This window comes from Streptomyces sp. NPDC047315 (assembly GCF_040643215.1).
Taxonomy (GTDB): domain Bacteria; phylum Actinomycetota; class Actinomycetes; order Streptomycetales; family Streptomycetaceae; genus Streptomyces.
Genome location: NZ_JBEYTZ010000014.1, coordinates 107465 through 133488, shown reverse-complemented (window position 1 = coordinate 133488; position 26024 = coordinate 107465). Strand labels below are relative to the sequence as shown.

At 71.9% G+C, this 26024-nt stretch carries 25 protein-coding genes; 19 read left to right on the top strand and 6 right to left on the bottom strand.

The genetic code is table 11. The features are described 5' to 3' along the window. Positions 1-87: 87 nt before the first annotated feature. The 11 genes from ABZ842_RS18535 to dapD all read left to right on the top strand — a co-directional run bounded on the left by ABZ842_RS18535 (position 88) and on the right by dapD (position 8876). A complete protein-coding gene (locus tag ABZ842_RS18535; protein ID WP_361537764.1) occupies positions 88-885 on the top strand; it encodes an ArsR family transcriptional regulator in 798 nt (265 codons plus the stop codon). Then, the gene (gene sufB, locus ABZ842_RS18530) at positions 882-2303 is read left to right on the top strand and encodes a Fe-S cluster assembly protein SufB (RefSeq protein ID WP_361537763.1); all 1422 of its coding nucleotides are present in this window, start codon (positions 882-884) and stop codon (positions 2301-2303) included. The genes ABZ842_RS18535 and sufB overlap by 4 nt, the downstream gene beginning before the upstream one ends. A gap of 94 nt (positions 2304-2397) precedes the next feature. Next, on the top strand, positions 2398-3579 hold the full coding sequence (gene sufD / locus ABZ842_RS18525; RefSeq protein ID WP_361537762.1) for a Fe-S cluster assembly protein SufD: 1182 nt from the start codon (positions 2398-2400) through the stop codon (positions 3577-3579). Beyond that, positions 3576-3893 carry a non-heme iron oxygenase ferredoxin subunit gene (locus tag ABZ842_RS18520; RefSeq protein WP_361537761.1) on the top strand — a complete coding sequence of 106 codons (318 nt, stop codon included), beginning with the start codon at positions 3576-3578 and terminating at the stop codon, positions 3891-3893. Before sufD ends, ABZ842_RS18520 begins: the two co-directional genes overlap by 4 nt. A gap of 7 nt (positions 3894-3900) precedes the next feature. Continuing rightward, positions 3901-4665: a Fe-S cluster assembly ATPase SufC gene (sufC, locus tag ABZ842_RS18515; protein WP_361537760.1), complete on the top strand. Its 765-nt coding sequence runs from the start codon at positions 3901-3903 to the stop codon at positions 4663-4665. Positions 4666-4720: 55 nt separating this feature from the next. After that, entirely contained in the window at positions 4721-5980 is a 1260-nt protein-coding gene (locus tag ABZ842_RS18510) for a cysteine desulfurase (RefSeq protein ID WP_361537759.1), read from the top strand. Between the two features lie 12 nt (positions 5981-5992). Next, positions 5993-6460, top strand: a complete 468-nt coding sequence (gene sufU, locus ABZ842_RS18505; protein ID WP_361537758.1) for a Fe-S cluster assembly sulfur transfer protein SufU — start codon at positions 5993-5995, stop codon at positions 6458-6460. A gap of 20 nt (positions 6461-6480) precedes the next feature. Then, a complete protein-coding gene (locus ABZ842_RS18500; RefSeq protein WP_361537757.1) occupies positions 6481-6819 on the top strand; it encodes a metal-sulfur cluster assembly factor in 339 nt (112 codons plus the stop codon). 150 nt (positions 6820-6969) lie between these two features. Beyond that, positions 6970-7290 carry a multidrug efflux SMR transporter gene (locus ABZ842_RS18495; RefSeq protein WP_361537756.1) on the top strand — a complete coding sequence of 107 codons (321 nt, stop codon included), beginning with the start codon at positions 6970-6972 and terminating at the stop codon, positions 7288-7290. Further along, a complete protein-coding gene (locus ABZ842_RS18490; protein WP_361537755.1) occupies positions 7290-7877 on the top strand; it encodes a TetR family transcriptional regulator in 588 nt (195 codons plus the stop codon). The genes ABZ842_RS18495 and ABZ842_RS18490 overlap by 1 nt, the downstream gene beginning before the upstream one ends. A 9-nt stretch (positions 7878-7886) precedes the next feature. Beyond that, the gene (gene dapD, locus ABZ842_RS18485) at positions 7887-8876 is read left to right on the top strand and encodes a 2,3,4,5-tetrahydropyridine-2,6-dicarboxylate N-succinyltransferase (RefSeq protein WP_361537754.1); all 990 of its coding nucleotides are present in this window, start codon (positions 7887-7889) and stop codon (positions 8874-8876) included. 58 nt (positions 8877-8934) lie between these two features. Here the strand turns inward: dapD and dapA are convergent, their stop codons facing one another. Then, on the bottom strand, positions 8935-9816 hold the full coding sequence (dapA, locus tag ABZ842_RS18480; RefSeq protein ID WP_361537753.1) for a 4-hydroxy-tetrahydrodipicolinate synthase: 882 nt from the start codon (positions 9814-9816) through the stop codon (positions 8935-8937). Between the two features lie 200 nt (positions 9817-10016). Between dapA and ABZ842_RS18475 the strand changes: the two genes are divergently transcribed. Then, positions 10017-10769, top strand: coding sequence for an antibiotic biosynthesis monooxygenase (locus ABZ842_RS18475; protein WP_361537752.1), 753 nt, complete (start codon positions 10017-10019; stop codon positions 10767-10769). Positions 10770-10836: 67 nt separating this feature from the next. On the opposite strand, the gene ABZ842_RS18470 is transcribed toward ABZ842_RS18475, so the two are convergent. Further along, positions 10837-12708 carry an endonuclease/exonuclease/phosphatase family protein gene (locus ABZ842_RS18470; protein ID WP_361537751.1) on the bottom strand — a complete coding sequence of 624 codons (1872 nt, stop codon included), beginning with the start codon at positions 12706-12708 and terminating at the stop codon, positions 10837-10839. 374 nt (positions 12709-13082) lie between these two features. Here ABZ842_RS18470 and ABZ842_RS18465 point away from each other — a divergent pair, with 374 nt between their 5' ends. The 4 genes from ABZ842_RS18465 to ABZ842_RS18450 all read left to right on the top strand — a co-directional run bounded on the left by ABZ842_RS18465 (position 13083) and on the right by ABZ842_RS18450 (position 18512). Further along, a complete protein-coding gene (locus tag ABZ842_RS18465) occupies positions 13083-14558 on the top strand; it encodes a hypothetical protein (protein WP_361537750.1) in 1476 nt (491 codons plus the stop codon). Positions 14559-15059: 501 nt separating this feature from the next. Further along, entirely contained in the window at positions 15060-16655 is a 1596-nt protein-coding gene (locus ABZ842_RS18460; RefSeq protein ID WP_361537749.1) for a TROVE domain-containing protein, read from the top strand. A 136-nt stretch (positions 16656-16791) separates the two neighbouring features. Next, positions 16792-17445: a GntR family transcriptional regulator gene (locus ABZ842_RS18455; RefSeq protein ID WP_361537748.1), complete on the top strand. Its 654-nt coding sequence runs from the start codon at positions 16792-16794 to the stop codon at positions 17443-17445. 50 nt (positions 17446-17495) lie between these two features. Continuing rightward, a complete protein-coding gene (locus ABZ842_RS18450; protein WP_361537747.1) occupies positions 17496-18512 on the top strand; it encodes a 1-aminocyclopropane-1-carboxylate deaminase in 1017 nt (338 codons plus the stop codon). A gap of 9 nt (positions 18513-18521) precedes the next feature. On the opposite strand, the gene ABZ842_RS18445 is transcribed toward ABZ842_RS18450, so the two are convergent. Further along, complete coding sequence (locus tag ABZ842_RS18445; protein WP_361537746.1) at positions 18522-19202, bottom strand: GNAT family N-acetyltransferase; 681 nt, start codon at positions 19200-19202, stop codon at positions 18522-18524. Between the two features lie 209 nt (positions 19203-19411). Between ABZ842_RS18445 and ABZ842_RS18440 the strand changes: the two genes are divergently transcribed. Beyond that, positions 19412-19795 carry a hypothetical protein gene (locus ABZ842_RS18440; protein WP_361537745.1) on the top strand — a complete coding sequence of 128 codons (384 nt, stop codon included), beginning with the start codon at positions 19412-19414 and terminating at the stop codon, positions 19793-19795. Between the two features lie 113 nt (positions 19796-19908). Here the strand turns inward: ABZ842_RS18440 and ABZ842_RS18435 are convergent, their stop codons facing one another. Then, on the bottom strand, positions 19909-21123 hold the full coding sequence (locus ABZ842_RS18435; protein WP_361537822.1) for a TerD family protein: 1215 nt from the start codon (positions 21121-21123) through the stop codon (positions 19909-19911). 109 nt (positions 21124-21232) lie between these two features. Continuing rightward, the gene (locus tag ABZ842_RS18430; RefSeq protein WP_361537744.1) at positions 21233-22057 is read right to left on the bottom strand and encodes an NAD(P)-dependent oxidoreductase; all 825 of its coding nucleotides are present in this window, start codon (positions 22055-22057) and stop codon (positions 21233-21235) included. A 345-nt stretch (positions 22058-22402) separates the two neighbouring features. On the opposite strand from ABZ842_RS18430, the gene ABZ842_RS18425 reads away from it, so the two are divergent. Beyond that, positions 22403-23425 (top strand): 5-dehydro-4-deoxyglucarate dehydratase, encoded by a 1023-nt coding sequence (locus ABZ842_RS18425; protein WP_361537743.1) that lies wholly within the window; start codon positions 22403-22405, stop codon positions 23423-23425. Then, positions 23422-24585 carry a hypothetical protein gene (locus ABZ842_RS18420; RefSeq protein ID WP_361537742.1) on the top strand — a complete coding sequence of 388 codons (1164 nt, stop codon included), beginning with the start codon at positions 23422-23424 and terminating at the stop codon, positions 24583-24585. The genes ABZ842_RS18425 and ABZ842_RS18420 overlap by 4 nt, the downstream gene beginning before the upstream one ends. A gap of 67 nt (positions 24586-24652) precedes the next feature. On the opposite strand, the gene ABZ842_RS18415 is transcribed toward ABZ842_RS18420, so the two are convergent. Then, positions 24653-25852 carry an MFS transporter gene (locus tag ABZ842_RS18415; RefSeq protein ID WP_361537741.1) on the bottom strand — a complete coding sequence of 400 codons (1200 nt, stop codon included), beginning with the start codon at positions 25850-25852 and terminating at the stop codon, positions 24653-24655. Positions 25853-26024 lie beyond the last annotated feature (172 nt).

Genomic DNA, 26024 nt, shown 5'->3' with positions numbered 1-26024 from the left:
ATTAGGTAACCCTAAGTGATGAACGGCACCGGGGTCGGCCCCGGACGGCGGTTGTCAGCCCTCGCGGAATTACGCAACAATGGCGTTGTGAAAAACGTCGGCGAGACTCCGCGGGAGGAGCTGGCGACCGGGACGCGGTTCGAGCAGAAGTGGGACCACTCGACGCGCAACCGAGTCGCGCGCTCCATCCTGGACCACGGCCCCTCGACCGTCGCCGACCTCGCCGGTCGCCTCGGTCTCACCCAGGCCGCGGTCCGTCGCCACCTCGACATCCTCGTCTCCGAGCAGGTCGTCGAGGCCCGTGAGAAGCGGGTCTACGGTGCGCGCACCCGCGGCAGGCCCGCCAAGGTCTTCGCCCTGACCGACTGCGGCCGGGACGCCTTCGACCAGTCGTACGACACGCTCGCCGTGGACGCGCTGCGCTGGATCGAGCAGCACGCCGGGGGAGAGGCGGCCGTCGCCGCCTTCGCCCGGGCCCGCATCGGCGCCCAGGCCGAGCCGTACCGCAGGGCCGTCGCCGCTGCCGCCCCCGACCGGCGCACCCAAGCGCTGGCGGAGGCCCTGAGCGCCGACGGGTACGCTGCTACGGCGCGCAGCGCCCCGGGCCTCCAGCCCGGCGAGCAGCTCTGTCAGCACCACTGCCCGGTGGCCCACGTCGCCGAGCAGTTCCCGCAGCTGTGCGAGGCGGAGACCGAGATCTTCTCCGAGCTCCTCGGGACCCACGTGCAGCGGCTGGCCACCATCGCCCACGGCGACGGGGTGTGCACGACGTTCATCCCGCGGGGCGGCACCAGGCCGTCCGGGGTGTCCGACGACGCCGGTGCACCGTCCACCACATCCACATCATCAGCATCCGAAAGCACAGCCGGGAGGAACCCCGAATGACTCTCCCCACGGAGACTGCCCACCCCGAACTGGAGGGTCTGGGTACGTACGAATTCGGCTGGGCCGACTCCGACGCCGCCGGCGCCACGGCCAAGCGCGGCCTCTCCGAGGACGTCGTCCGCGACATCTCCGGGAAGAAGAACGAGCCGGAGTGGATGCTGAAGCTGCGTCTCAAGGGCCTGCGGCTGTTCGACCGGAAGCCCATGCCGAACTGGGGCTCCGACCTCTCCGGCATCGACTTCGACAACATCAAGTACTTCGTTCGCTCCACCGAGGGCCAGGCGACCTCCTGGGAGGAGCTGCCCGAGGACATCAAGAACACCTACGACCGGCTGGGCATCCCCGAGGCGGAGAAGCAGCGCCTGGTCGCCGGTGTCGCCGCGCAGTACGAGTCCGAGGTCGTCTACCACCAGATCCGCGAGGACCTGGAGGCGCAGGGCGTCATCTTCGTCGACACCGACACCGCGCTGAAGGAGCACGAGGAGCTCTTCAAGGAGTACTTCGGCACGGTCATCCCGGTCGGCGACAACAAGTTCGCCTCGCTGAACACCGCGGTGTGGTCCGGCGGCTCGTTCATCTACGTGCCCAAGGGGGTGCAGGTCGACATCCCGCTCCAGGCCTACTTCCGGATCAACACCGAGAACATGGGCCAGTTCGAGCGGACGCTGATCATCGTCGACGAGGACGCCTACGTCCACTACGTCGAGGGCTGCACCGCCCCGATCTACTCCTCCGACTCCCTGCACAGCGCCGTCGTGGAGATCATCGTCAAGAAGGGCGGCCGGTGCCGCTACACGACGATCCAGAACTGGTCGAACAACGTCTACAACCTGGTCACCAAGCGCGCCGTGGCCTACGAGGGCGCGACCATGGAGTGGGTCGACGGCAACATCGGCTCCAAGGTCACGATGAAGTACCCCGCCGTGTACCTGATGGGCGAGCACGCCAAGGGCGAGACGCTCTCCATCGCCTTCGCCGGTGAGGGCCAGCACCAGGACGCCGGCGCCAAGATGGTCCACATGGCGCCCAACACCTCCTCGAACATCGTCTCCAAGTCGGTGGCGCGGGGCGGCGGCCGGACCTCCTACCGCGGTCTGATCGAGATCGGCGAGGGCGCCCCCGGCGCCAAGTCGAACGTGCTGTGCGACGCGCTGCTCGTCGACACGATCTCCCGCTCCGACACGTACCCCTACGTGGACGTGCGCGAGGACGACGTCTCCATGGGCCACGAGGCCACGGTCTCCAAGGTCTCCGAGGACCAGCTCTTCTACCTGATGAGCCGCGGCATGACCGAGTTCGAGGCGATGGCCATGATCGTGCGCGGCTTCGTCGAGCCGATCGCCAAGGAGCTGCCGATGGAGTACGCCCTGGAGCTCAACCGGCTGATCGAGCTGCAGATGGAGGGTTCGGTCGGCTGACCCGCCGCCCCCTCCCCGGGGCGGGTGAGCCCACCCGCCCCGCGCAGCACTGACTTCTTGACCCCACAGGCAGAGAGAGAGCACGACGACAGCCATGGCTGAGGCTCAGAACATTCCGGCGGGCTCCACCACCGCCGGCGCGATCGCGGTGGCCGCCGAGTCGACCGTAGCCACTCGCATGAGTGCGCCCCCGTCGTTCGACGTGGCCGACTTCCCGGTCCCGCACGGCCGCGAGGAGGAGTGGCGCTTCACCCCGCTGGAGCGGCTGGCCGGGCTGCACGACGGCACCGCCGTCGCCAGCGGCGGCGTGAAGGTCGCCGTCGACGCCCCCGAGGGCGTCACGGTGGAGACCGTCGGCCGGGACGACGCCCGGCTCGGCCGGGCGGGCACCCCGGTGGACCGCGTGGCCGCCCAGGCGTACTCCTCCTTCGAGCAGGCGTCCGTGGTCACCGTGCCCAAGGAGACCCAGCTCAGCGAGCCGATCCGGATCGCCGTGCACGGCGAGGGCGGCGTCGCCTACGTCCACCAGGTCATCGAGCTCGGCGCGTTCGCCGAGGCCGTCGTGGTCATCGACCACACCGGTGACGCCGTGCTCTCCGGCAACGTCGACTACCTGCTGGGCGACGGCGCCAAGCTGACCGTGGTGTCCGTCCAGGACTGGGACGACAAGGCCGTCCACGTCGCCCAGCACAACGCGCTGGTCGGCCGGGACGCCTCCTTCAAGTCGGTCGTGGTCACCTTCGGCGGCGACCTGGTGCGGCTGCACCCCCGCGTCACCTACGCGGCCACCGGCGGCGAGGCCGAGCTCTTCGGCCTGTACTTCACGGACCACGGGCAGCACCAGGAGCACCGCCTCCTGGTCGACCACAACTCCCCGCACAACAAGTCCAACGTCGTCTACAAGGGCGCGCTCCAGGGCGACGACGCGCACGCGGTGTGGATCGGCGACGTCCTCATCCGCGCCGCCGCCGAGGGCACCGACACCTACGAGATGAACCGGAACCTCGTCCTCACGGACGGCGCCCGGGTCGACTCGGTGCCGAACCTGGAGATCGAGACGGGCGAGATCGTCGGGGCCGGCCACGCATCGGCCACCGGCCGGTTCGACGACGAGCAGCTGTTCTACCTGATGGCCCGCGGCATCCCGGAGCAGGAGGCCCGTCGCCTCGTGGTCCGCGGCTTCTTCGCGGAGCTGGTCCAGCAGATCGGCCTCCCGGACGTCGAGGAGCGGCTGATCGCGAAGATCGAGGAAGAGTTGGAGGCGTCGGTCGCATGAGCTTCGTCCGTGCCTGTGGGCTGAGCGAGCTGGAGGAGGACACCCCGAAGCGGGTGGAACTCGACGGCACGCCGGTCTCCGTCGTGCGCACCGAGGGCGAGGTCTTCGCGATCCACGACATCTGCTCCCACGCGAACGTCTCGCTCTCCGAGGGCGAGGTGGAGGACTGTCAGATCGAGTGCTGGCTGCACGGCTCCAGCTTCGACCTCCGCACCGGCAAGCCGTCCGGACTGCCCGCGACGCGCCCCGTCCCCGTATACCCCGTAAAGATCGAAGGGGACGATGTGCTCGTCTCCCTCACCCAGGAGTCCTGAGCTACCCATGGCAACGCTTGAAATCCGCGACCTGCACGTCTCCGTCGAAGCCGAAAACGGCTCCCGCGAGATCCTCAAGGGCGTCGACCTGACCGTGAAGCAGGGCGAGACCCACGCCATCATGGGCCCCAACGGCTCCGGCAAGTCCACCCTCGCCTACTCCCTCGCCGGCCACCCCAAGTACACGATCACCGGCGGCGAGGTCACCCTCGACGGCGAGGACGTGCTGGAGATGTCCGTCGACGAGCGCGCCCGCGCCGGCCTCTTCCTCGCCATGCAGTACCCGGTCGAGGTTCCCGGCGTCTCCGTCTCCAACTTCCTGCGCACCTCCGCCACCGCGATCCGCGGCGAGGCGCCCAAGCTGCGCACCTGGGTGAAGGAGGTCAAGGAGACCATGGAGCGGCTCCAGATGGACCCCGCCTTCGCCGAGCGCAACGTGAACGAGGGCTTCTCCGGCGGCGAGAAGAAGCGCCACGAGATCCTCCAGCTGGAGCTGCTCAAGCCGAAGATCGCGATCCTCGACGAGACCGACTCCGGCCTGGACGTCGACGCCCTGCGCGTGGTCTCCGAGGGCGTCAACCGCGTCCGCGAGAGCGGTGAGGTCGGCACCCTGCTGATCACCCACTACACCCGCATCCTGCGCTACATCAAGCCCGACCACGTCCACGTCTTCGCGGGCGGTCGGATCGCCGAGTCCGGCGGCCCCGAGCTCGCGGACAAGCTGGAGGCGGAGGGCTACGAGGCGTACGTGAAGGGCGGCGCGTCCGCGTGATGCGAAACCTTCCGCCGCGTCCAGCGGGCGGAGTACCTGAGAGAAGGGGAAGGGTGTGACACCACAGCTGCCGGGTCTCCTCGACACCGAGGCGATCCGCAAGGACTTCCCGATCCTCGACCGGGTGATCCACGACGGCAAGAAGCTCGTCTACCTCGACAGCGCGGCCAGCTCCCAGCGCCCCCGCCAGGTCATCGAGGCGATGAGCGAGTACTACGAGCGCCACCACGCCAATGTGCACCGCGGCGTGCACGTGCTCGCCGAAGAGGCCACCGCCCTCTACGAGGACGCCCGCACCAAGGTCGCCGAGTTCATCAACGCGCCCAGCCGCGACGAGGTGGTCTTCACCAAGAACGCCTCCGAGTCGCTGAACCTCGTGGCGAACATGCTCGGCTGGGCCGACGAGCCGTACCGGGTCGACCGGGACACCGAGATCGTCATCACCGAGATGGAGCACCACTCCAACATCGTGCCGTGGCAGCTGCTCGCGCAGCGCACCGGCGCGAAGCTGAAGTGGTTCGGCCTCACCGACGACGGCCACCTCGACCTGAGCGCCATCGACGAGGTCATCACCGAGAAGACGAAGATCGTCTCCTTCGTGCTGGTCTCCAACATCCTGGGCACGATCAACCCGGTCGAGGCCATCGTGCGCCGCGCCCAGGAGGTCGGCGCCCTGGTGCTGATCGACGCCTCCCAGGCCGCCCCGCACGCCCCGCTGGACGTGCAGGCGCTCGGTGCCGACTTCGTCGCCTTCACCGGCCACAAGATGTGCGGCCCGACGGGCATCGGCGTGCTGTGGGGCCGCCAGGAGCTGCTGGAGGACCTGCCGCCGTTCCTGGGCGGCGGCGAGATGATCGAGACCGTCTCGATGCACTCCTCCACCTACGCCCCGGCGCCGCACAAGTTCGAGGCGGGCACGCCGCCGATCGCCCAGGCCGTCGGCCTCGGCGCTGCGGTGGACTACCTCAACGCCATCGGCATGGAGAAGATCGCCGCTCATGAGCACGCGATCACCGAGTACGCCCTGAAGCGGCTGCTGGAGGTCCCGGACCTGCGGATCATCGGCCCGGTCACGGCCGAGGACCGCGGTGCCGCGATCTCCTTCACGCTCGGTGACATCCACCCCCACGACGTGGGTCAGGTGCTGGACGAACAGGGCATCGCGGTGCGCGTCGGCCACCACTGCGCGCGGCCCGTCTGCCTGCGGTACGGAATTCCCGCGACCACGCGAGCGTCGTTCTATCTGTACTCCACGCCCGGCGAGGTGGACGCCCTGGTCGACGGGCTGGAGCACGTCCGTCAATTCTTCGGGTAGAGCGGAGCCCCAGTGAAGCTTGATTCGATGTACCAGGACGTCATCCTCGACCACTACAAGAACCCGCACGGGCGGGGTCTGCGGGACGGCGACGCCGAGGTGCACCACGTGAACCCCACCTGCGGCGACGAGATCACGCTGCGGGTGAAGTACGAAGGCACCCGCGTCGCGGACGTCTCGTACGAGGGACAGGGCTGTTCCATCAGCCAGGCCAGCGTGTCCGTGCTGAACGAACTGCTGGTCGGCAAGGAGCTGGCCGAGGCGCAGAAGATCCAGGGCACCTTCCTGGAGCTGATGCAGTCCAAGGGCCGGATCGAGCCCGACGACGCCATGGAGGAGGTGCTGGAGGACGCGGTCGCCTTCGCCGGCGTCTCCAAGTACCCGGCCCGGGTGAAGTGCGCGCTACTCGGCTGGATGGCGTGGAAGGACGCGACCGCCCAGGCGCTGGGCGGCGGATCCGGCGTTCCCGAGAGCGCCTGAGAGGACCTAAGGACAAAGGCATGACCGAGAACGCAGCAGCCGCACTCAAGCCGGCCAGCGAGGAAGAGATCCGGGAGGCGCTGTACGACGTCGTCGACCCCGAGCTGGGCATCGACGTCGTCAACCTCGGCCTGATCTACGGCATCCACGTCGACGACTCCAACGTCGCCACGCTGGACATGACCCTGACCTCCGCGGCGTGTCCGCTCACCGACGTGATCGAGGACCAGGCCCAGTCGGCGACGGAGGGGCTGGTCAACGAGCTGAAGATCAACTGGGTCTGGATGCCGCCGTGGGGTCCGGACAAGATCACGGACGACGGGCGCGAGCAGCTGCGCGCCCTCGGGTTCAACGTCTGAGCGTGCTGAACGCCTGAGCCCGCCGCCCCTTCGCGGCAGAGGTCCTGTACGGCCGTGCCCACCGGTTCACCCCGGTGGGCACGGCCGTACGTGCGTCCTGGCGGGCCTCGTTGTGTACGGCCGTACGCAACGTTGTGTACAGTCGTACGCATGGGATACGGACTGCTCGCCGGCGCCATAGCCGCGGAAGTGCTCGCCACCACGGCCATGAAGTACAGCGAGGGCTTCAGTAAGCTCTGGCCCTCGCTGATCACCGTCGTCGGCTACGTGATCGCCTTCTCCCTGCTCGCCCAGACGCTGAAGACCCTCTCCATCGGCACCGCGTACGCGATCTGGGCGGGCGTCGGTACGGCCGCCGTCGCCGCCATCGGCATGGTGTTCATGAACGAGTCCGCCAGCCTCGCCAAGTTCGCCGGCATCGGCCTGGTCATCGCCGGCGTCGTGGTGCTGAACGTGGGCGGGGCCCACTGATGGCCCGCCGCTACGACCCCGAGCGGCGCCAGCGCATCATCGACGCCGCGATCCGGGTCGTGCGCCGTGACGGCATCGGCGGGCTGAGCCACCGCTCCGTCGCCGCCGAGGCCGACGTGCCGCTCGGCTCCACCACGTACCACTTCGCCTCGCTCGACGAACTGCTGGTGGACGCCCTGCGCCAGACCAACGCGGCGTTCTCCGAGGCCGTGTTCCGCAGCGTGGACCGAGTCGAGCTGCGTCGCGACCTCGCCGCCGAGTTGGCGCGGACCCTGGGGCAGTGGCTGGCCGGCGACCGCGGCACCAACGAGCTGGAGTACGAGCTGTACCTGGCGGCGCTCCGCAAGCCGGCGCTGCGCCCGGTCGCCCAGGAGTGGGTGGCCAGCGTCACCGAAGCGCTGGCCCGCCACGTGGACCCGGCCACCGCGGACGCGGTGGTGGCCCTGATGGACGGCATCAGCCTCCAGGTGCTGCTGACGGACCGGGAGTACGACGAGGAGTACGCCCGCACCATGCTGGGCCGGTTGCTGACCGGTGCCCCGGACGCGAGTGAGACGGGTTCGCCCGCGGGCCCGGTCGCCGGTTAGGTTCTCCTCATGACCGATAGCACCCCTCCCCGCACCACCGGCGCCGTCGCGGCCGGGCTCGCCACCATCGCCGCCGACGGCTCCGTCCTCGACACCTGGTTCCCGGCGCCCGAGCTGACCGCCGAGCCCGGCCCGGCCGGCACCGAGCGCCTCGACGCCGACCGCGCCGTCACGCTCCTGGGCACCGGGGCCGCGAAGGCGCTCGGCGTGGACGCCCGCCGCGGCGTCGAGGTCGTCGCCGTCCGCACGGTCATCTCCTCGCTCGACGCGAAGCCGCTTGACGCCCACGACGCCTACCTGCGGCTGCACCTGCTGTCGCACCGGCTGGTCAAGCCGCACGGGCAGAGCCTCGACGGGCTCTTCGGCCTGCTGGCCAACGTCGCCTGGACCTCGCTCGGCCCCGTCGCCGTCGACGACGTCGAGAAGGTGCGGCTCAACGCCCGCGCCGAGGGCCTGCACCTCCAGGTCACCAGCATCGACAAGTTCCCGCGGATGACGGACTACGTCGCCCCCAAGGGCGTGCGGATCGCCGACGCCGACCGCGTCCGCCTCGGTGCGCACCTGGCCGAGGGCACCACCGTGATGCACGAGGGCTTCGTCAACTTCAACGCAGGCACGCTCGGCACGTCGATGGTCGAGGGCCGCATCTCGGCCGGCGTGGTCGTCGGAAACGGCTCCGACATCGGCGGCGGCGCCTCCACCATGGGCACCCTGTCCGGCGGCGGCAACGTCATCATCTCCATCGGCGAGCGCTGCCTGATCGGCGCCGAGGCCGGCGTCGGCATCGCGCTCGGCGACGAGTGCGTGGTGGAGGCCGGTCTGTACGTCACGGCCGGCACGCGCATCACCATGCCGGACGGCGAGATCGTCAAGGCGCGGGAGCTCTCCGGGGCGAGCAACATCCTCTTCCGGCGCAACTCCGTCACCGGAGCGGTGGAAGCCCGCCCGAACAATGCGGTGTGGGGCGGCCTGAACGAGGTCCTGCACTCCCACAACTGACGGCACTTCTTGTCCGTCGTCCGGCCGGGGTCGCGTCCAGCGCCCCGGCCGGACGCGTTCACACCGCCACGAGCGCGTCCCGCGCCGCGCGCAGGGCCGCCGTCGCCGCCTCGTCCGCGCCTTGGAGCGGAGCCCGGACCGGGCCCGCCGCCAGCAGCGCCTTGGCCGTCACCGCCCCCGGCAACTCGGCGCACATCATCAGCTCCGTCAGCGGCAGCAGCGCCCGGTGCAGCCGGGCGGCCTCCGCCGTGTCGCCCCCGTCGAAGGCGTCGAGGACCGCGCGCACCGCGCGGGGCGCGGCGTTGGCGACGGTGCTGATGCAGCCGACCCCGCCGATCGCGTACAGCGGCAGGTGCAACTCGTCGCAGCCCGAGTAGTACGCGAGGTCGGACCCGCCGATCACCTTGGCCGCGCCCAACAGGTCGTACGAGCAGTCCTTCACGGCCACCACGCGCGGGTGTTCGGCCAGCCGCAGCAGCGTGTCGGGCGCGATGCGGACCCCGGTGCGGCCGGGGATGTCGTACACCACCAGCGGAACGCCGACCGCTTCCGCGACGGCCCTCAGGTGCGCCTCGACGGCCGCCTGCGGGGGCCGGCTGTAGTAGGGGGCGACGACCAGCAGGCCGTCGGCGCCGGCGGACTCGGCGGCCCGGGCGAGGTCGACCGTGTGCCGGGTGTCCGCGCTGCCGACGCCCGCGACGAGCGGGACCCCGTCGCCGACGGCGCCGCGCACGGCCCGTACCAGCGCGGTCTTCTCGGCGTCGGAGGTGGTCGGGGACTCGCCGGTGGTCCCGTTCAGGACCAGGCCGTCGCAGCCTTCGGCGACCAGGCCGTGGGCGAGGCGCGCCGCGGCGTCGAGGTCCAGCGCACCGTCGGCGGTGAACGGCGTCACCATCGCGCAGAGGACCCGGCCGAAGGGGCGGGGGCGGGGAGTGGTCATGCCTCGCAGTCTGCGGCGGCGGCACGATGCAGGTCCACTTAGATCTGCTTCGAGTGAAGCGTTAGATGTACTGAAGTGTGTGTGGCGTGTGCGCTGAAATGTGCCGGAGCGGGCGCCAGTTGACCTCAACTCCGCTTGACGTTCCACGATGGTGATCGACGGCGGGCCGGGGCGGTCCGCCGAAACGGAGGGGAGTCACCATGCCCGTGCACGCGAACGAGGTCGTCGTCCGGCCCGACGCCCGGCCCGACATCGCCCGGGACGGCGTCGGCCTGGTCAAGGTCTCCACCTGGGACGTCGGCACCCCCGAGCGCCAGCGGGCCGCGATCGAGGCCATCGGCGCGGCGTGGCGCAAGCGGAGCTGGCCGGACCTGGGGCTGCTGTCGTACACGGTCCACGTCGGCAACGACGGCCGCACCCTGCTGCACTACTCCCAGTGGACCGGGGAGGACGCCTACCAGCAGTTCTTCTCGGAGGGTTTCCGGGACGAGCGGAACGCGGAGATCGACGCCGCGGTGCCCGGCATCCGGCGGCTGGGGCTCCACTCGTACGAGCTGTACCGCGGCGGTCGCGGCAACCCCGGGGACCTTCGGGTCCCCGGGTGCGTGGTGATCGTCGAGGTGGAGTTCGACGGGCCCGACCGGGATCGGCAGCGGGACTGGGTGGACGGCGTGTTTGACGCCCTGGCGAGCGACCCCGGGCCCGCCGACGGCGAGCCGGGGCCGCACGCCGCCGGAATCTCCGGCTGGTTCCACGTGAGCACCGACGGCACCCGGGTGCTCAACTACGCCGAGTGGACGGACGCCACCTCCCACGTCACCGCGCTCGCCGCGCCCGGCGAGGGCATCGGCTCCCCGACCGACGCGTGGGACCGGGTGCACTCCTACCCCGGGGTGGGCGAGTCGCGGGTGAACCGCTACACGCCCGGGCTGAGCTTGAGCCCGGGCGCGTGAGCGCTGTGCCGCGAGCGGCGCCGTGCCGTGAGCCGGGTCGTGAGTGGCGCGCCGTCCGCCCGTCGCGTCACGGCTTGAAGCGCACCACCTGGGGGTCGTGGTCGCTGTTCTGCTCCGAGAACTCCGCGTTGATGTGGACGCTGTCGTAGTCGAAGCGGCCGATGCCGGGGCTGGTCAGGATCTGGTCCAGCACCTGGCTGTTGCCCTGGAAGACGTACGAGTAGCGGTCCGCGCGCGGCAGCGACTTCACCGCCGGGTACAACGCGCCGCCGGCGGTGAGCGCCTTCGTCGTCGCCGAGAACTCGAAGTCGTTGATGTCGCCCACGACCAGTACGTCGGCCTTGCGGTCCACCGCGAGGACGTCCTTGACGAAGGCGTTCACCGCCTGCGCCTGGGCCAGCCGCTTGACTTCGGACGAGCGGTTCGGCGGCTGGCGGTGCGAGGTCAGCGACTCGTCGCCGCCCTTGGAACCGAAGTGGTTGGCGATCACGAAGACCTTCTTGCCGCGGAAGGAGAACTCGCCGGCGAGCGGCTTGCGGCTGGACTCCCAGGCGGCGTCGGCGGGTGCGACGCGGCCCGGCGAGTGGGTGAGGGCCGCGGTGCGCCCCTCGCGCACGACGCCCGTCGCCGTGGTGGCGCCGGCGCCGGGGCGGTCGGTGAAGGAGACCCGCTCCGGGTTGAAGAGGAAGACCTGACGGATGTTGCCGCCGGGCTCGCCCCCGTCCTTGTTGTTCTCCGGGTCGACGCCGCGCCAGTCGTAGGCGGGGCCGCCGGCCGCCTTGATCGCGTCGATGAACTTGCGCACCGTCTGGTCGGCTGCGACGGTGCCGTCGTTCTTCGCACCCGTGTTGTCCTGGATTTCCTCCAGGGCGAGCACGTCAGGCGACGCCAGGTTCTCCACCACGGCCCGGCCGAGCGCGTCGAACTTCTCCTGCGGGTCGCCCGGGTCGAGGTTCTCGACGTTGTACGTGGCCACCGAGAGCTCGTTCTTCGTCTGCGGCCGGGTCCGCTCCCGCTCCAGGCCGCGGTCGACGACGGTGCCGAGGCCGCGGGCCGCGAGGGTGTAGCCGCCGAACTGGTTGAAGTCCAGCGGCCCCTCGGTGGTGCCCTTGAGCACGTCGCCGACGTTCGCCTTCGGGAACGGTTGCTCGGCGAGCGGAACGAGGGACTGCACCTTGAGCCGGCCGGTGTTCTGCGACTCGTACGAGCCGTAGCGCGCCCCGCCGCGCGCGGTCGGGTTCTCCTGCGGCTTCACCGTCACCCACAGCTCGGAGTACGGGTCGCTGGCGCCCACGATCCGGGAGGTGCCGATGCGGACGTTGGTGCCCTCCAGGGACTCGTAGTAGTCCAGGGCGTAGCGGCGCGGGTCCAGGCGCAGGCCGTTGACGCTGCCGCCGGCCGCGGGGTCGCCGGCGGGGGCGTACGCGCCGGGCACGGTCCACGCGGCGACGGTCACCGGCTCGGGGAGGGCGTTGCCGGCGGAGACCACGGTGACCGCCGGGCGGGTGATCTGGGTCAGGGACTGGTTTCCGGACGACGTGCCGCCGGGGACGAACTCGGCCACCGTGCCGGAGACCAGGACGGAGTCCCCGGCCTTCACGGTGGGCGTGGAGCCGGAGCCGGTGAAGACGAAGACGCCCTCGCTGGTGGCGGGGTTGCCGTCGCCGCCCGGGTCCTGGAACCAGAAGCCGCGGGAGGAGCCGTAGGTCCGTACGCCGGTGACGATGCCGGGGACGTCGGCGACCGGCTGGCCGGCGAGCGGGGAGACGCGGGTGGTGCCCTGGATGTCGTGGATCCTGACCCCCGGCTCAGCGGCGGCGGAGGCGGGGGCGGATCCGGCCAGCAGACCGGCGGCGAGTGCGGCGGCGGTCAGGACGGCGACGGCGGCCGGTCTCGGTATCGCCGGGGCGGACGCGGAGGAGGACGCGGTGGAGGACATCGAAGCTCCGGGAGTCGGGTGAGGGGCGGGGAGTGCGGTGGAGGAGCGCGGCCACAACGGTGCACGCGTGCCCACACGGCTCTACGCGCGTCAATCTCCGGTCTGGGCAGGGCACTTGTCAAGGGCGTCCGGATGTACGCGGAGCGGCGGGCGGATGACGGCGGCGCGCGGGCGGCGCACGGCCCGCCGTGGCTGGTGAGGGGCGCCGTCGAGGGCGTACGGCACGGCCGTCGTTCCCCCGGGGTCGGTGCTTCGCCGTCTTCGCGGCCGGGAACCGTCCTGACGCCGCGGAAAGCCGGGGAAAGCGTCTACGCTGGGGAACCGTGCCCCGGGGCCATGCCCGGATCCGAACCCGCCCCGAGGAGAAGCAGCCGATGCCCCAGGACCGTCCCTCCATGCCGCCCGTGCGGCTGCACTCCGACGCGGAGCTGGCGCGGGACGCGCTCGCCACGACCCTGCTCTCCCGGGCCGTGCGGCTCGCCCGCTGGGCCGGGGCCGAGACCCGGGTGGGCGCCGGCGGCGAGCTGGTCGAGGAGCAGCTGTCCGCCGCCGCGGAGCAGATCGGCCTTCCGCAGGACGACGAGGGGCGGGCGTACGCGAGCGAGGCGTGGCGGGCGGCCGTGGACGCCGGGCTGGTGGCCGTGCACGACCCCGAGGGGGATGGCGCGGACGGCGACGACGCGTACGGGACGGTGACCGCGGGCGAGAACCTTCCCCTGATCGCCTCCGGCAGCCCGCAGGACGTCCTCGCCGTCTGGCTGGAGATCCTGGAAGCCGCCCACGCCGACGCCATCGCCCCCCTCCTGGACGACATCACCGACGTGATCGGCGAGGACGGCGAGATCGACTACGCCGCACTCGACTGGGACCCCGAGGCGGAGGCCGAGTTCCTCGACGGCGTCCTCGGCAATCTGTACCTGCTCACCGTCACGGACGGCGGCGCCGGCAACGAGCCCGTGCCGCTGCCCGCGCTCGCCGCCTCGATGATCGTCCCCGACGACATGGGCGAGCCCACGGACGACGTGCTCGAACAGGTCTCGACGGCGATGGTCCGGCTCGACGACCAGTTCCGGCTCCTGGAGTCCGTCGGACTGGTCGACTTCCGGCCCGTCGACGAAGAGCTGATGGCGGAGGTCGGCGCGGACACCGCCGAGCCCGGCGAGCCGGTGGGCGACGAGGACGTCTCCCGGTACGGCCTGGTGCGGCTGACCCCGCTCGGGCTGTACGGGGTGCGCACCCGGATGCTGGAGGCCGGACTCGACGTCCCCGCGGTGGGCGACCTGGCCGCCAAGGGCGCCGACGTCCTCCTCGACGGGCTGGCGCACTACCCCGAGTCGGCGGCGCGCGCCGAGACCGAGCTGTGGCTCGGCCGCCACGAGCCCGCCGCCGCGGCACACGAGCTGCTCGCGGCGGCGCGCGGCGCGGACGAGGGCGCCCCGCTGCGCCGGCTACGCTGTCAGCAGGCGCTGACGCTGATCGGCCCCGAGGGCGAGCCGGAGGTGCGCGCCGTGCTCGACGACGCCGAGTTGGGCGGGCTCGCCCGGGTCTGGCTCGCCGAGCGCCGGGCGACCGACGTGCCGCCGCCGTCCGAGGCGATGATCTTCTGGCTCTCCGTCGACACGATCGCCGCCCAACTGGACGCCGGCGGCGAACTGGCCGAGCTCCAGGGCCTCGTACAGGACCTCGTCGGGCAGCACAGCGGCTTCTTCGACGCGGTCTGGCGGGTGGACCACCCCGCGACGGCCGAGGTGCTGGAGGCGATGGGCCGGCTCCACCCGGACCGGCGCATCGCGAAGGAGGCGCGTCGGGCGGCGTTCCGCGCCAAGTCGCGCGCGCCCCGGGGCGCCTGACGTCCCCCGGGCTCTTACACAGGCCGCGAATAAATACGTGGTGGCTCTCTCCACCGGCGTCCTAAAGTGATGTTCGTGCCCAGGTGCGCAGGCAGGACTTACTTCCACTCTTAATGGGGCGGTTGTGGGTTCGAGTCCCGCCATCGGCTTTCGAGCCGGTGTAGCTCAATTGGTAGAGCACCAAATGTCAGTCCAGCCGCTGTGATCTCTGGGCACGCTTTTTCCTTGCTTTGACATCTTTGCTTTGACTGCATTGCTTTGACGCACCTCCCGGTGCGCTGATCTCGGGAGGTACGGCGTACGAGACGTGCCCGGTGCGCCGGGTACGGATACTTCTACGGACCGGGAGAGAGCGGGTTCGAGTCCCGCCCGGCCTCGCAAGGGGCCGGCGGTGGAAGGGAAACCACGCCCGGGGTGAACTAGCTGTCTCTCCGTGCTCGATCCGATCTCTGGCACGTCCCGTACGCCGTACCTCCCCGTGAATTCGGGGGGATTCATTCCATGGCCCGCTTCAACAAGCGCCTTTTCAAGAAGCCCGTTTCTCCGGTGCGTTCCACCGGCCGTACGCTCCGCACCCACCAGGGCGGACGCGGCGTCGAGCGCGACCCGAAGTCCGAGCTCTTCCTGCTCGCCGTCGCCAACTTCGTCTCCCAGGACACCTTCTACGAGTCCGGGGGCGCGCGGGACGGCCGCTTCCGCACCCTCGTGCGGCAACTCGCCGTCGAGGACCCGCAGTGGACCGCCGGCCTCCTCGGCTGGCTGCGCAGCGAGGGCAACATGCGGACCGCCTCCCTCGTCGGCGCCGCCGAGTACGTGCACGCCCGGCTGGCCGCCGCGGCGAGCGAAGGCCCGTCGAACCGCAGCGTGATCGCCTCCGTGCTGCGCCGCCCCGACGAGCCCGGCGAACTGCTCGGGTACTGGCACGCCCACTACGGCCGCGCCCTGCCCAAGCCCGTCAAGCGGGGAGTGAGCGACGCGGTGGCGCGGATGTGGAGCGAGAAGGCGCTGCTGAAGTACGACACCGGCACCAAGGACTTCCGCTTCGGCGACGTCCTCAACCTCGTGCACGCCACGCCCGCGCCGGACAAGCCCTGGCAGGGCGAGCTGTTCCGGTACGCGCTCGACCGGCGCCACCACCCCGAGGAGGCGAGCGTCCCCGAGGCGCTGCCCGTCGTCGCGGCGCACCGCGCGCTGATGGCGCTGCCCGTCGCCGAGCGTCGCGCGCGGATCACCGCGCCCGACGGCGCCGAACGGCTCGCCGCGGCCGGAATGACCTGGGAGGCCCTCGCCGGCTGGCTCCAGGGGCCGATGGACGCCGCGGCCTGGGAGGCCGTGATCCCCTCCATGGGGACGATGGCGCTGGTGCGGAACCTGCGGAACTTCGACGAGGCGGGCGTGTCGGACGAGGTGGCCGCGCGGGTCGCCGCGCGGATCTCGGACCCGGCGGAGGTCGCGCGCTCGCGGCAGTTCCCCTTCCGCTACCTCGCCGCGTACCAGCACGCGCCGTCGCTGCGCTGGGCGTACGCCCTGGAGAAGGCGCTCGGCCACTCGCTGGCCCGGGTGCCCGAGCTGCCGGGGCGCACGCTGATCCTGGTCGACCGCTCCGGGTCGATGTTCTGGTCGATGCTGTCCAAGCGCTCCGAGCTGAACAGGGCGGACGCGGCTGCCGTGTTCGGCACCGCGCTGGCGATGCGGGCCGAACGCGCCGACCTCGTGCAGTTCGGCAGCGACAGCGCGGCGGTGGACTTCCGCCGCGGCGAGTCGGTGCTCAAGGTGCTGGAACGGTTCGGCAACCTCGGCGGCACCGCCACCACCGAGGCGGTGCGCCGCCACTACCGCAAGCACGACCGGGTGCTGATCGTGACGGACGAGCAGGCCGACCCGCACCACGGGGGCGACCCGACCGAACAGGTCCCGGCGCGGGTGCCCGTGTACACCTGGAACCTGCAGGGGTACCGGGCGGGGCACGCCCCGTCGGGCGTCCCGAACCGGCACACCTTCGGCGGTCTGTCGGACGCGGCGTTCCGCATGGTGACGCTGCTGGAGCGGGGGCGCAGCGCGGACTGGCCGTGGGTCGACGGCGCGGCTGCGGCCTGACCGCTTGACTGTTTGACCACGCCCCGGCGGCCCGAACGACTCGGGGCCGTCGGGGCGTTGGTGCGTGATGTGCGGGTACGCCGGGGAGTGTCGGAGGGGCTGACATCTAACATGTCAGTCGTCTAGCATCCCGGTCATGTCGACGCTGCGGCCCGTGGGGCGAACCCTGTTGCGCGACACCGCGTACGTCGCCCTGCGCGACGCCATCGTCTGCGGTGAGCTGGCGCCTGGCGAGCCCGTGCGGGACGTCGAACTCGCCGCGCGCCTCGGCCTGTCCCGGGCGCCGGTGCGCGACGCGCTCGCCCGGCTCGTGGAGGACGGCCTGGTGGAGACCAAGCCCCAGAGCTACACCAGGGTGACCCGGCTCGAACCGCGCGCGGTGCGCGAGGCGGGGGCCGTGGTGGGCGCGATGCACGAATTGGCCACCCGTACCGCCGTACCCCTGCTGTCCACCGCCGACGTCGCCGAGATGCGCGCCGCCAACGACCGCTTCGCCGCGGCCGTCGGATCCGGTGCGACAGGCGACGCCCTGAGCGCCGACGACGCGCTGCACGACGTACTGGTACGGGTGTGCGGCAACCGCGCGGTGGCGGCGACCATCGCCCGCTACACCCCGCTGATCCGACGGCTGGAGTGGCGACTGTTCGCCACCCGGGGCGCGTTGGAGTCGGCGGGGACGCACGAGCGGCTGATCGCCGCGTGCGAGGCGGGCGACGTGGCCGGGGCCACCGGCGTCACCGCGCACATCTGGAGTTCCCTCACCGATCTGACCGCCGACCCGACTGACTGACTCACTAACCGACTGACTGACTGACGAAGCCCCCGCTGAAGGAGTCGAACATGTCGATCGCCGCGTACGAACGCTTCCCGCTGCTCTTCGGCCCCTCCCCGGTGCATCGACTCGACCGGCTGACCGCGCACCTCGGCGGCGCGGAGCTGTGGGCCAAGCGGGAGGACTGCAACTCCCCGATCGCCTACGGCGGGAACAAGACCCGCAAGTTGGAGTACCTGGTCGCGGACGCCCTCGCACAGGGCTGCGACACCCTGGTCTCCATCGGCGGCGTCCAGTCCAACCACACCCGCCAGGTCGCCGCCGTCGCCGCCCGCGTCGGCCTGGACTGCGTCCTGGTGCAGGAGAACTGGGTGGAGTGGAGCGACCCCGGCTACGACAAGGTCGGCAACATCCAGATCAGCCGGCTCGCCGGGGCGGACGTCCGGATGGCTCCGGCCGGCTTCGACATCGGCGTCAGGGAGAGCTGGCAGCAGACGCTCAAGGAGGTGACGGCCAGCGGCCGACGCCCGTACGCGATCCCGGCCGGCGCCTCGGACCACCCCCTCGGCGGGCTCGGCTTCGCCAACTGGGCGTATGAGGTGGCCGAACAGGAACGCGAACTCGGCGTCTTCTTCGACACCGTGGTGGTCTGCTCGGTCACCGGCGGCACCCAGGCCGGCATGCTCTCCGGCTTCGCCGCCCTCCAGCAGTCCGGCGCCCGCCCGCGCCGCGTCCTCGGCGTCGACGCCTCCGCCGCCCCCGAGCGCACCCGCGCCCAGATCGGCCGCATCGCCCGCGCCACCGATGCGCTGATCGGCGTGGAGCGGGAGTTGACGGACGAGTCGATCGAACTGGACGAGCGCTACCACGCGGGCACGTACGGCGTCCCGGACGAGGCGACGCTGTCCGCGATGCGCCTGGCGGCCCGCACCGAGGGGATGGTCACCGACCCGGTGTACGAGGGCAAGTCCATGGCCGCCCTGATCGACCTCGTCACCCGCGGCGAGATCTCACCGGACTCGACGGTGCTCTACGCGCACCTGGGCGGCCAGCCGGCGCTGAACGCGTACAGCGAGCTGAGCTGACGCCCTCCTTCAGGCGGCGGGGGCGACCGGGCCCCGGGCGATCAGGACGTCGGCTGCGCGGTGCCAGCCGAGGGAGGAGTAGAGGTGCTGCCCTTCCTCGCTGGCGATGAGGAGACCGGTGCGGGCGCCCCGGTCCACGGCGGCCTCCGCCAGAGCGCTCATCACGGCGCGGCCGAGACCCCGTCGGCGGTGGGCCGCGTCCGTCTCGATGCGATCGGCGATGGCGTCGGTGCCGACCACGGCGACGGTGCCGCTCGCCGCAACCGCTCCGGAGGGGTCCCGCAGGGTGACGACCGTGACCGCTCCCTCGGTGCGCACCTGCCGTTCGTACGGCGCGGCGGGCGCGTGTCGCGGGTGCTCGGTCAGCTCGGTCGTCATGAACCACTCGGACGCGTGCAGCACCTCCAGCCCGGCGGCGCCGACGGCGGCTTCGACGGTGCGGGGGACCAGGGTGGGCACCGTGAGCCAGGTGGTGCGGCGGGCGGCGGCGACGTCCGCCGCCAGCCGCACCAAGGACTCGGGCTCCTCGTCCGCGCGCAGCGCGAACACCTCGACCGCGCGCCCGGGTTGGTCGCAGTCGGACCGCAGACCGTCCCCGGCGGGCCCGATCGGCTGGGCCTCGGGCAGGGAGCGGGCCACGGTCCAACCGGTCAACCAACGTCGTATCAGCGCTGAGTCGATCTTCGTCATCCGGCGATTAGAGCACGTGTACGACGCCTCGGACGGCACCCGTGAGGAGGATTGCGTCCGGCCCGCGCCGGCTTGAAGCTTCTCCCATGGAAGCCAAGGGCCCGAGGCTGCCGCCGACGTACCCGCCGCGCACCCCTCCACCGCCGAAGCGCCCTCCTGACCTGCCCCGTCCCAGCGAACCGGCGTCCGACGCACGGACCCGACCGCGCATGCAGATCCGCAACCGGAGAGCGGCCACCTTCGGCGTCCCGGCCGAAACCGGCGCCTGGGTCGCGGCGAAGGCGTCCCGTCGTGTGCTGGAGGTCCTCCGGGGTTGGGGCTACCGGCCGGACGACACCTGCGTGACCGCCGCGGTGACGCTCCTCGTGCGGGCTGCCGTCGCGGACGGCGGCCGGCGAGTGAGCGTCCACGTAGCGGACGAAGACGAGGACGGGGTGGCGGTGATCGCGGTCCTCAGCCACTGCCCCGCCGCCGCCGACGACCCGACGTTCCTCTACGAGCTCGGCGCAGCAAAGAACGTGCTCTCCTGCGGCACCGACGCGGCCCCGGACGGCCGCCGCGTCTGGGCCCTCCTCACCCTGCCCCCACGGTGACGGACGCGTCCGCTGGCACTGGACCGCGACCGTCGGCGATCGTGCTGCCAGGCCGAGCAAAATGCCCGCTTCCCACGGCTTGCCGTGGGAAGCGGGCATGAGCTGCTGCTTTACTACAGGGCCTGCGCCGCGGGCTTCACCATGCCGCGGACCGTGCGGGACTTCACGAAGTCGCCCATGGCGGTCATCTCCCACTCGCCGGAGTACTGGCGGATGAGCTTGGCCATCATCACGCCCGTCTGCGGCTCGGCGCTCGTCAGGTCAAAACGGACGAGTTCTTCGCCGGTGGCCGCGTCCATCAGACGGCAGTAGGCCTTGGCGACCTCGGTGAACTTCTGGCCGGAGAAGGAGTTCACCGTGAAGACCAGGCCGGTGGCGTCGGCGGGGAGGCGGCCGAGGTCGACCGTGATGACCTCGTCGTCGCCCGCGCCCTCGCCGGTGAGGTTGTCGCCGGAGTGCTTGATGGCGCCGTTCAGGATGGCGAGCTTGCCGAAGTAGCAGCTGTCGAGGTGATTGCGCTGGGGGCCGTAGGCGATCACGGAGGCGTCGAGGTCGATGTCCTTGCCGCGGTACGCCGGCTCCCAGCCGAGGCCCATCTTGACCTGGGAGAGCAGCGGACGGCCGCCCTTGACCAGCGACACCGTCTGGTTCTTCTGGAGGTTCACCCGGCCCTTGTCGAGATTGATCTTGCCGGTGCCGGGCGCGGGGGCGGGCGGAGCCGCCGGAGCAGCCGGAGGAGCGGGGGGAGCCGGGGGAGCGGGCGGGGCCGCCGGGGTGGGGGCGGAGAAGGCGGCCGGGGGCGCGACCGGGGCCGCGGCGGGGGGCGGGGTGGGCTCTTCGTCCACCGAGACGCCGAAGTCGGTCGCGATGCCGGCCAGACCGTTCGCATATCCCTGGCCCACGGCACGGGCCTTCCACGCGCCGTTGCGCAGATAGATCTCCACGACGACCAGGGCCGTCTCGCCGCCGAGCTGGGGCGGGGTGAAGCTGGCGAGCGGAGTGCCGTCGTCGGCGTTGCGCAGGGTGGCCGTGGGCTCGATGCCCTGGAAGGTCTGGCCCGCGGCGTCCGGGCTGGCGGTGACCACGATCTTCTCGATGCCGGCCGGGACGGCGGAGGTGTCGACCACGATGGCGTCCGGCGCGGTGCCGCCGCCGGACCGATAGGTCACGCCGGGGCCCGTCGGCTGGTTGTAGAAGATGAAGTCGTCGTCGGAGCGCACCTTGCCGGCGGCGGTGAGGAGCAGGCCCGACACGTCGAGCCGCACCGGGGCCGCGACGTCCACCGTCACTCGCGCGGTGGGGAGGGGGATGTTCGAGCCAGGGGTCATAACGGTCATGCCAGGAGTAACGACCGGGACCGCTTTGCCGTTCCCTTACTCTTCGCGATTTCGGCTTTTCGCTCTCTTGCCCCCGCCGGCACCGTGGCTTCGGGCCGCCCTACAGCGGCCACTGCGGAGGGTGGGTCACGAAGTGGCCGCCCAAGTACCGGTGGTCCGGGTTGTCCGGGTCCAGCTCGCCCTGCTCGGCGATGAGCTTGGGCGCGAACTGCTCGGAGTCGTCCTGCGGCTCGTACCCCAGCGCCCGCGCGCTCGACAGGTCCCACCACAGCCGGGTGTTCGCCGAGGACCCGTAGACGACGCTGTGGCCCACGTCCGGCGCGGTGAGCGCCGCGTGGAAGAGCCGGGCGCCGTCGCCGGGGCTCATCCAGACCGACAGCATCCGCACCGAGGTGGGCTCCATGAAGCAGGACCCGATGCGCACCGAGACCGTCTCCACCCCGTGCCGGTCGTAGTAGAGCTGCGCCAGGTCCTCGCCGAAGCACTTCGACAGGCCGTAGTACGTGTCCGGGCGACGCGGGGTGTCGATGGGGATCAGGGCGTCCTGGGCGACGGGCGGACCGCCCGCGGGACGCGGCGTGAAGCCGACGGCGTGGTTGCTGGAGGCGAAGACGACGCGCGGCACCCCGGCCTCCCGGACGGCCTCGTACAGGTGGTACGTCCCCTCGATGTTGGCGCGGAGGATCTTCTCGAAGGGCGCTTCCAGGGAGATCGCGGCCAGGTGGAGCACCGCGTCGACGCCCGTCACCGCCGCGCGCAGCGCCGCCCGGTCGGCGAGGTCGGCCGTGATGGCGTCGGGCTCGCCCTCGATGGGGGTGACGTCGAAGAGCCGGAGCTCGTAGCCGTACGCGGGAAGGAGCCCCCGCATCAGCGTGCCGAGTCCGCCTGCGGCGCCGGTGAGCAGGACCGTGCGGGGAGCGGGCATGGACGGGTCTCCTCGTCGTGCTGCGTCTCGTCGTGCTGCGTCGTGCCGGGTGGTGTCGGGTCCGGGTGGTGCCGGGTCGGACTGGGCCGTACCGCTTCGTTGCGCGTCCTACTGACTCGTACCGTAGACATCCGTAAACGCCATTCACATGTATGGACACGCTAGGGAGCGGCCCGAACACCCGTCAAGTGTTGCGCGTGGGCGCCGCTTCCGCCCCTGGGTTGCGCTTTTCCGTCTTGACCGGCCCTGGAGGGCTGCCCTAGCGTGACGACGTTCAGGGATATGGACATCGATCAGAATGGTGCACGGGGCGTGGAGGCCCGGTGCACGGTTCAGGGAGCGCCCGTGACCACAGCCCCGCTCGCCGCCCGGCTCACCCGGGTCCAAGGACCGCTCTTCTTCCCCGTCACGGCATACGGACCGGACGGCACGCTCGACCTCGACGTCTACCGGACCCACGTGCGGCGGGGCGTGGCCGCGGGCGCCGCCGCCGTCTTCGCCTGCTGCGGCACCGGGGAGTTCCACGCCCTGACGCCCGAGGAGTTCGCCCGGTGCGTGGCCGCCGCGGTGAGCGCGACCGCCGGCGCCGTCCCCGTCGTCGCGGGCGCCGGCTACGGCACGGCCCTCGCCGTCGAGTACGCCCGGCTGGCCGCCGACGCGGGCGCGGACGGGCTCCTCGCCCTGCCCCCGTACCTCGTCGTCGCCGACCAGGCGGGGCTGCGCCGCCACTACGCCGAACTGGCCGCAGCCACCGACCTCGACGTCATCGTCTACCAGCGGGACAACGCCGTCTTCAGCCCCGAGACGGTGCTCGCCCTCGCCCGCACCGACGGCGTCGTCGGACTCAAGGACGGGTACGGCGACCTCGACCTGATGCAGCGCACCATCAGCGCCGTGCGGCACGGCGCGCCGGACCGCGACTTCCTCTACTTCAACGGGCTGCCCACCGCCGAACTCACCGGCCTCGCCTACCGGGGCGTCGGCATCACCCTCTACTCCTCCGCCGTGTTCTCCTTCGCGCCCGACATCGCCGGCGCCTTCCACCGGGCCCTGACGCGGGGCGACGAGCGGACCGTTGAGGTGCTGCTCGACGCCTTCTACGCGCCGCTGGTCGAACTCCGCAACGCCGGCCGCGGCTACGCGGTCTCGCTGGTGAAGGCGGGCGTACGGCTCGAAGGGCTGGACGTCGGCCCGGTCAGGCCCCCGCTGAGCGAGCCCGCCGCCGCCCACGTCAGCGCCCTGGCCGAGCTGATCGAACGCGGCCGGGAAGCCCTCGCGGACCTCGCAGCCGAAGCGGGCGGGGCCCCCGGAGACGCCGTGGACACCGGGTCGGGGGCCCGCGGCGTCACCGTGGGGGAGCGCGCGTGAGGACGTCCGCCTTCCTCTACCCCTGGGACGTCAACGGCGACCCGGACGCCCCCTCGCGCACCGTCGACCTCGGCGTCCAGCAGGTCACCCTGGCCGCCGCCTACCACTCCACCCGGGCGCTCACCCCCCGCCACCCGCGCCACCGGATCGTCACCGCCCGCCACTCCGCCGTGTTGTACGAACCGGACCCCGCGCACTGGGCGGGGCACCGGATCCGGCCGAACCCGGCGGGGGAGTGGGCGCCCGGCAGGGCGTACGAACGGGCCGCCGAAGCCCTCGCCGCCACCGGCCTCGCCGTGCACACCTGGGTCGTGCTCGCCCACAACTCCCGGCTCGGCTTCGAACACCCCGACGGGTGCGTGATCAACGCGTACGGCGACCGCTACACCTGGGCCCCCTGCATCGCCCGACCGGAAGTGCGCACCTTCCTGACCGTGCTCGCCGCCGAAGCCGCCGTCCGCCCCGGCGCCGCCGGCACCGAGTTGGAGTCCTGCGGCTGGTACGGCCTCGCCCATCTGCACGCCCACGACAAGATCGCCGGAGTGGTCCTCGGGGACACCGCCCAGTACCTGATGTCCCTCTGCTTCTGCGCGTCCTGCTTCGAGGGGTACGCCCGACAGGACCTGGATCCCTACCGGCTGGCGGCGTCCGTGCGGGCGGCGCTCGAAACGGCCTGGCGCGGCGACACCTCGCCGCAGGTCGGCATAGAACAGCTCCTCGGCGCCGAACTCACCGCCGCGACGCTCGACTTCCGCACCCGCACCGCGCGCTCCTTCCAGGAGGAGGTGGTCGCGGCGGTGCGCGCCGCGGCGCCGGACGGCTTCCAGGTGCTGCTGCACGCCGACCCCGTGGCGTACCACTGCGGGGCCAACGTCGGGGTCGACCCCGCGCACGTCCTCTCGGTCGCGGACGGCGTGGTGGTGCCCTGCACCGACGGGCCGCAGTTGCTGAAGCCCTTCGTCGACCTGCGCAGGGCGGGCTCCGTCATCGCCGCCAACGTCACCGTCGTCAGCGGTATGGGCGGCCGGCCGCAGACGCTCGCCGAGGACTTGGCGAGGGCGGAGGAGGCCGGGGCGACGCAGGCGCGGCTGTACCACGCCGGCCTGGCGTCGGACGCGGACCTGGCGCACGTCGCGGCGGCGCTCGCGCAGGCCGAGTGAGCGCGGTTCACAGGACCTGAATGCGGTTCACAGGACCCAAACGCAGGCCGCGACGCCTGAACGCGGTTCACGACGCCTCCCGTTGCCGCCGCAGCAGCACCAGCGCCGTCACGACCCCCGCCGCCCCCAGCGCCGCCAGCGTCACCCGGACGTCCGCCACCGCGACGAGCCCGGCGCCCAGCGCCAGCGCGATCGCGTTCGGCGCGTACATCACCGTGCTCGCGGTCGCCGCGGTGCGGCCCAGGGCGTCGGCCGGGGCGTGCTGCTGCACCGTCGTCATCGCGGCGATCAGGACGCACGGCAGCCCGAAGCCCACGCCGACGCTGCACACCAGGGCCAGGGCGTCGTACGGCAGCGCCCGCGCCGCCGCGGCCAGCGCGAAGAGCGCGATGCCCGCGGCGGCGAACCCCCGCGCCGACAGCCGGCGCAGCAGCGGGCCCGCCACCAGCCCGACCAGGACGGAACCCAGGCCCTGCGCCGCGTACAGCACGCCGACGAAGGAGGGGGAGCGGTCGAGCACCGCGTCGACGACCGCGAAGACCAGGGCGCCGTTGACGCCCGCCAGGAACATCGTCACCCCGCCCGCGAGCACCAGCGGGCGCATCGCCGCCGACCGCCTGATCTGCCGTACGCCCTCCGCCGCCCCGCTGCGCCAACCGGCGCCCGGCCCCCGCGCCGGACGCGGTTCGCGCACCCGCAGCAGTACGCACACCCAGGCCGCGAGCAGGAAGGACGCGATGTCGACGAGGACCACCGGCGCCGCCCCGAACCGGGCGAAGAGCCCGGCGCCCACCAGCGGCGCCAGCATCTTCGTGCCCTCCTTGGCCGTCAGTCGCAGCCCGTTGAAGTCGCCCAGCAGCCGGCCGTCCACCACGGTGGCCACCAAGGCGGTCTCCGCGGCGTCGTGGACCTGCGCGCAGAGCCCGTACAGGGCCAGCGCCAAGAACAGCAGCCACACCCGGTCCGCCGAGTCCACCGCCAGCAGCGGCACCAGGACCCCCGCGGCCGTCAGGTTCGTCGCGACCAGCAGCGGCCGACGACGCACCCGATCGGCGATCGCACCCAGCAGCGGCGCGGCCAGCACCGGTGCCCACATCGCGAAGGCGGTGAGCGCCGCGAGGCTGTTCGAGCCCGTCAGCTCCTTCACCCAGACGCCGGCGACCAGCCACAGCGCGGTCGTGCCGAAGCCCGAGACGACCACCCCGCCCAAGTACAGCCCGGCGTTGCGGTCCCGCAGCACCGCAAAGCCCGCCCAGCCCCTGTCCACCCGTCGTCCCCCGCCCCGTCGCCCTGCACCCTGCCGCGAGCCAGCGTGGCGACTAAGGACCCCCCGAGGGATCGGGCGACTTCCCTAACCGCGACCCCCGACGCGACCTCAGATACATCCGACGTAGGCCCAACTGCCCTCTGGCGACGGTGTCTTGACGGCTTCCGCGGCC

Bases quoted from the DNA above. Each gene is read 5' to 3' on its own strand.
- ABZ842_RS18500 (WP_361537757.1), top strand. From the start codon at position 6,481: ATGACCGAGAACGCAGCAGCCGCACTCAAGCCGGCCAGCGAGGAAGAG.
- ABZ842_RS18440 (WP_361537745.1), top strand. From the start codon at position 19,412: ATGCAGATCCGCAACCGGAGAGCGGCCACCTTCGGCGTCCCGGCCGAA.
- dapA (WP_361537753.1), bottom strand. From the start codon at position 9,816: ATGACCACTCCCCGCCCCCGCCCCTTCGGCCGGGTCCTCTGCGCGATG.
- ABZ842_RS18430 (WP_361537744.1), bottom strand. From the start codon at position 22,057: ATGCCCGCTCCCCGCACGGTCCTGCTCACCGGCGCCGCAGGCGGACTC.
- ABZ842_RS18520 (WP_361537761.1), top strand. From the start codon at position 3,576: ATGAGCTTCGTCCGTGCCTGTGGGCTGAGCGAGCTGGAGGAGGACACC.
- dapD (WP_361537754.1), top strand. From the start codon at position 7,887: ATGACCGATAGCACCCCTCCCCGCACCACCGGCGCCGTCGCGGCCGGG.
- ABZ842_RS18455 (WP_361537748.1), top strand. From the start codon at position 16,792: ATGTCGACGCTGCGGCCCGTGGGGCGAACCCTGTTGCGCGACACCGCG.
- ABZ842_RS18435 (WP_361537822.1), bottom strand. From the start codon at position 21,123: ATGACCCCTGGCTCGAACATCCCCCTCCCCACCGCGCGAGTGACGGTG.
- ABZ842_RS18445 (WP_361537746.1), bottom strand. From the start codon at position 19,202: ATGACGAAGATCGACTCAGCGCTGATACGACGTTGGTTGACCGGTTGG.
- ABZ842_RS18495 (WP_361537756.1), top strand. From the start codon at position 6,970: ATGGGATACGGACTGCTCGCCGGCGCCATAGCCGCGGAAGTGCTCGCC.
- ABZ842_RS18470 (WP_361537751.1), bottom strand. From the start codon at position 12,708: ATGTCCTCCACCGCGTCCTCCTCCGCGTCCGCCCCGGCGATACCGAGA.
- sufB (WP_361537763.1), top strand. From the start codon at position 882: ATGACTCTCCCCACGGAGACTGCCCACCCCGAACTGGAGGGTCTGGGT.
- ABZ842_RS18490 (WP_361537755.1), top strand. From the start codon at position 7,290: ATGGCCCGCCGCTACGACCCCGAGCGGCGCCAGCGCATCATCGACGCC.
- sufD (WP_361537762.1), top strand. From the start codon at position 2,398: ATGGCTGAGGCTCAGAACATTCCGGCGGGCTCCACCACCGCCGGCGCG.
- ABZ842_RS18450 (WP_361537747.1), top strand. From the start codon at position 17,496: ATGTCGATCGCCGCGTACGAACGCTTCCCGCTGCTCTTCGGCCCCTCC.
- ABZ842_RS18465 (WP_361537750.1), top strand. From the start codon at position 13,083: ATGCCCCAGGACCGTCCCTCCATGCCGCCCGTGCGGCTGCACTCCGAC.
- sufC (WP_361537760.1), top strand. From the start codon at position 3,901: ATGGCAACGCTTGAAATCCGCGACCTGCACGTCTCCGTCGAAGCCGAA.
- ABZ842_RS18475 (WP_361537752.1), top strand. From the start codon at position 10,017: ATGCCCGTGCACGCGAACGAGGTCGTCGTCCGGCCCGACGCCCGGCCC.
- ABZ842_RS18460 (WP_361537749.1), top strand. From the start codon at position 15,060: ATGGCCCGCTTCAACAAGCGCCTTTTCAAGAAGCCCGTTTCTCCGGTG.